At 62.1% G+C, this 3,429-nt stretch carries 4 protein-coding genes and 1 pseudogene; 3 read left to right on the top strand and 2 right to left on the bottom strand.

What is annotated here, in order from left to right; translation table 11 throughout:
* Positions 1-543 (bottom strand): LysE family translocator (locus EN879_RS28705; protein WP_164774632.1); only part of this gene is annotated, 543 nt, incomplete at its 3' end.
* 440 nt (positions 544-983) lie between these two features.
* Complete coding sequence (locus tag EN879_RS40235; protein WP_224675156.1) at positions 984-1,397, bottom strand: type II toxin-antitoxin system Phd/YefM family antitoxin; 414 nt, start codon at positions 1,395-1,397, stop codon at positions 984-986.
* Here EN879_RS40235 and rfaD point away from each other — a divergent pair.
* The 3 genes and pseudogenes from rfaD to EN879_RS40230 form a co-directional block, all read left to right on the top strand.
* Positions 1,369-2,325 carry an ADP-glyceromanno-heptose 6-epimerase gene (gene rfaD, locus EN879_RS28690; RefSeq protein ID WP_063170316.1) on the top strand — a complete coding sequence of 319 codons (957 nt, stop codon included), beginning with the start codon at positions 1,369-1,371 and terminating at the stop codon, positions 2,323-2,325. The genes EN879_RS40235 and rfaD overlap by 29 nt on opposite strands.
* Positions 2,298-3,305, top strand: a complete 1,008-nt coding sequence (waaF, locus tag EN879_RS28685) for a lipopolysaccharide heptosyltransferase II (RefSeq protein ID WP_063168813.1) — start codon at positions 2,298-2,300, stop codon at positions 3,303-3,305. The genes rfaD and waaF overlap by 28 nt, the downstream gene beginning before the upstream one ends.
* Positions 3,302-3,429: pseudogene (locus tag EN879_RS40230) on the top strand (lipopolysaccharide heptosyltransferase I); the annotation flags it as partial. The gene waaF and the pseudogene EN879_RS40230, both read left to right, overlap by 4 nt.

Here is a 3,429-nt window from a genome sequence, read left to right as displayed (position 1 = left end):
CCGCAGGCGGCCGATCACGGCGCCCGCCAGGAACACGCAGACGATATCGGCCGAGGAGAACATCAGATTGACTATCGTGCCGAGCACGACGAACTGCAGCCAGACCGGAAACGCCGCCGAGGCGTCGATGAATTGCGGCAGGAACGCCATGAAGAAGATCGCTGTCTTCGGATTGAGCACCTCGACGGTGATGCTCTCGAAAAAGGCGCGCCGCGCCGATTTGCGCTCGATCGCGGGCAGCGCCGCATCGCCGTCCGCGCGCTTGCGAAACAGCGAGATGCCAAGCCAGATCAGATAGAGCGCACCGACCAGCTTGACCGCCAGGTAGAGCGTCGGCACGGCATGAAACAGCACCGACAGCCCGGCGGCCGCGGCGAAAACATGCACGTAGCCGCCCAGATGAATGCCCAGCGCCGCCGTCAGGCCGGACCAGCGGCCGCGCGCCATCGTCTGCGCGGCGGCATAGAGCATGGCCGGGCCTGGAGTGTAGGCGAAGATCGCCGTGGTGGCGAAAAACGCGATGAGCAGTTCGGTCGATGGCATTTTTGGTCCCTCACGATCGTGCTCTGCCCTGTCGATTCAGTCCGCGCGGGATTGCTTTGGACTGACCCGTGCGGACAACCGCAGTAAAAGCGAACATAATTTTCTTGTGAAATGACGGGCTGAACGCGCCAATTCGCGCACCCGGCTCGAAATAGGCCGACGCTTCCAGGATATCATGATTGTACTCATCGGCCATGACCCAAAGGGGCATAGGATCGAGGCCCGCACGGTGGCGTTCAATTTCCGGGATGCTGACTGCAACGCGATCACGACCCGGCTGTGTGGAAGTGATTGCAAGTATGAAGAGGTTGGTACCCCCGGCTTTCCCAGGAAGGACAGCCACAAAGGCCACAGGCCGTGACTTCCGGCCTTCGGTCTCGCCGTCTCCGTGTTGGCGATGCCAAAGATATGGATATCGCCAGACGTCCGCAGCAGCGGGTTTAATCACGGTCCAATTCCGCGGCGTACTCCTCGAGCATCTCGACATGTTCGGTCGGGGCGTCCTTCGCAGCGTAGACGCGGCGGCTGTCGTTGCCGAAGCGCGCTTCGTAGGCCTCGATGCTCATCAGGACGTATCTCGGCTTGTTGTGGCGAGTGATGGAGACCGGCTGCTGGCTGGCAGCTGCAAGCACATCTCCAAGATTCTGTTTCAGATCGGTCGACGGATAGTTTTTCATGGGATACCCTGTTTTGTCCATAATAGACAAAATAGACAAAACAGACAAGCGCATAAAATGGCAGGACAGGCGCATGCACCTGGCTTTGTCGACAGCCCGGCTAGCCTCCCCTATAAGGACCGGAATCGCAAGCAACCAGAGGTCCTTCATGATCATCGTCACGGGCGGCGCCGGCATGATCGGCTCCAACATCGTCGCCGCGCTGAATGCCGAAGGGCATGACGACATCCTCGTCGTCGACGACCTTACCGACGGTCACAAGATCGTCAATCTTGCCGATCTCAAGATCGCCGACTATCTCGACAAGGACGATTTCCTGCCCCGCATGGAGGCCGGCTCGCTCGGCCGCATCGAGGCCGTGTTCCACCAGGGCGCCTGCTCGACCACCACCGAGTGGAACGGCAAATTCATGATGGAGGTGAATTACGCCTTCTCGAAACGGTTGCTGCATGCAAGCCAGAGTTTGCGCGTGCCTTTCCTTTATGCCTCCTCGGCTTCCGTCTATGGCGGCGGCTCGGAGTTCCTCGAGGATCCCGCGTTGGAACGGCCGCTCAACGTATACGCCTATTCCAAGAAGCTGTTCGACGACTATGTCAGGCGAACCGTGTTCGCCGGGCAGGCCGACCATTCACAGGTCGTAGGCTTGCGCTACTTCAACGTCTATGGCCCGCGCGAAGCGCACAAGGGCGCCATGGCCTCCGTCGCCTTCCATCTGTTCAACCAGGTCGAGCGAGGCGAGAACCCGAAACTGTTCGGCGCCTATGACGGATTCGGACCCGGCGAACAAAGCCGTGACTTCATCCATGTCGGTGATGTCGCCGACGTCAATCTGTGGCTGTGGAAACGGGGCTCAAGCGGCATCTTCAATTGCGGCACCGGCCGTGCCCAGCCCTTCCGCGCCATCGCCGAAACGGTGATCGACACGTTGGGTAAAGGGGAGATTGAATTCATCCCCTTTCCCGACCATCTCAAGGGCAGCTACCAGAGCTTTACGCAAGCTGATATGTCCCGTTTGCGCGCGGCCGGTTACAATGGCCAATTCCGGACAGTGGAAACCGGTGTCAGAGACTATGTCGAATGGCTGAAAGCCCAACGATCCTCGTGATCGGCCCACGCTGGGTGGGCGACATGGTGATGGCGCAGTGCCTGTTTTCGGCGCTGAAGGAGTTGCATCCCAACGCCGCCATCGATGTGCTGGCGCCTGCCTGGGCAGCACCCCTGGTCAAGCGCATGCCCGAAATCCGCCAGCAGATCGATTTTCCGCTCAAACCCGGCGCGCTCGAATTCACCCATCGCCGCCGCTTCGGCCGCCTGCTGCGCGGCCGCTACGACATGGCCTATATCCTGCCGGGCAGCTGGAAGTCGGCGCTGATTCCGTTCTTTGCCCGCATTCCGCGCCGTGTCGGCAATCTGCGCGAGATGCGCTATGGCCTGCTGACCGACGTCGTGCCATTGCCCGACAGCATCAAACGACGCACCGCGCAGGCCTATTTCGGCCTTGCCCAGGGCGGCAGTTTCCGGGCGCCCCGGCTTAGCGTGGACACGAAAAACCAGGTCGACCTGCTCGGCCGTTTCGGGCTGGCGCCGCAGAAATTCGTGGCCCTGATGCCCGGCGCGGAATTCGGCCCTGCCAAGCGCTGGCCCAGCGAAAGCTATGCCGGGCTTGCCAGCGGCTTCATGGGCAAAGGCTTGAAGGTTGCGCTGTTCGGCTCGAAGAACGACCGCGACGTGACGGCGGAGATCGCAGCCCTGGCCCCCGGCGTCGTCGACCTCGCCGGACAGACGCGGCTGGAGGACGCCATCGACCTGATATCCGCCGCCAGGCTGGCTGTGTCCAACGACAGCGGACTGATGCATGTCGCGGCCGCCGTCGGCACGCCGATCGTCGCCGTCTACGGCTCGACCTCGCCCGAAAACACGCCACCGCTGGCGGAGCGCCGCGAGCTGGTCTGGCTCGGCCTGTCGTGCTCGCCCTGCCACCAGAAGGTCTGTCCGCTCGGCCACCTCAACTGCCTGAAGACGCTGGAAGTCGGCCAGGTCGCGGCAGCGGCGGACCGGCTGCTGGAAATTCCGGCCGCGGCATGAAGGTGCTGATCGTCAAGACGTCGTCGATGGGCGATGTCATCCACACCTTTCCGGCGGTCGAGGATGCCCGTCGCCACCGCCCGGACCTGACCTTCGACTGGTGCGTCGAAGAGGCATTCGCCGG

Source organism: Mesorhizobium sp. M7A.F.Ca.AU.002.02.1.1 (assembly GCF_003998535.1).
Taxonomy (GTDB): Bacteria; Pseudomonadota; Alphaproteobacteria; order Rhizobiales; family Rhizobiaceae; genus Mesorhizobium; species Mesorhizobium ciceri.
The sequence above is the reverse complement of the archived record's forward strand: the minus strand, read 5'-3'. Positions and strand labels throughout refer to the sequence as shown.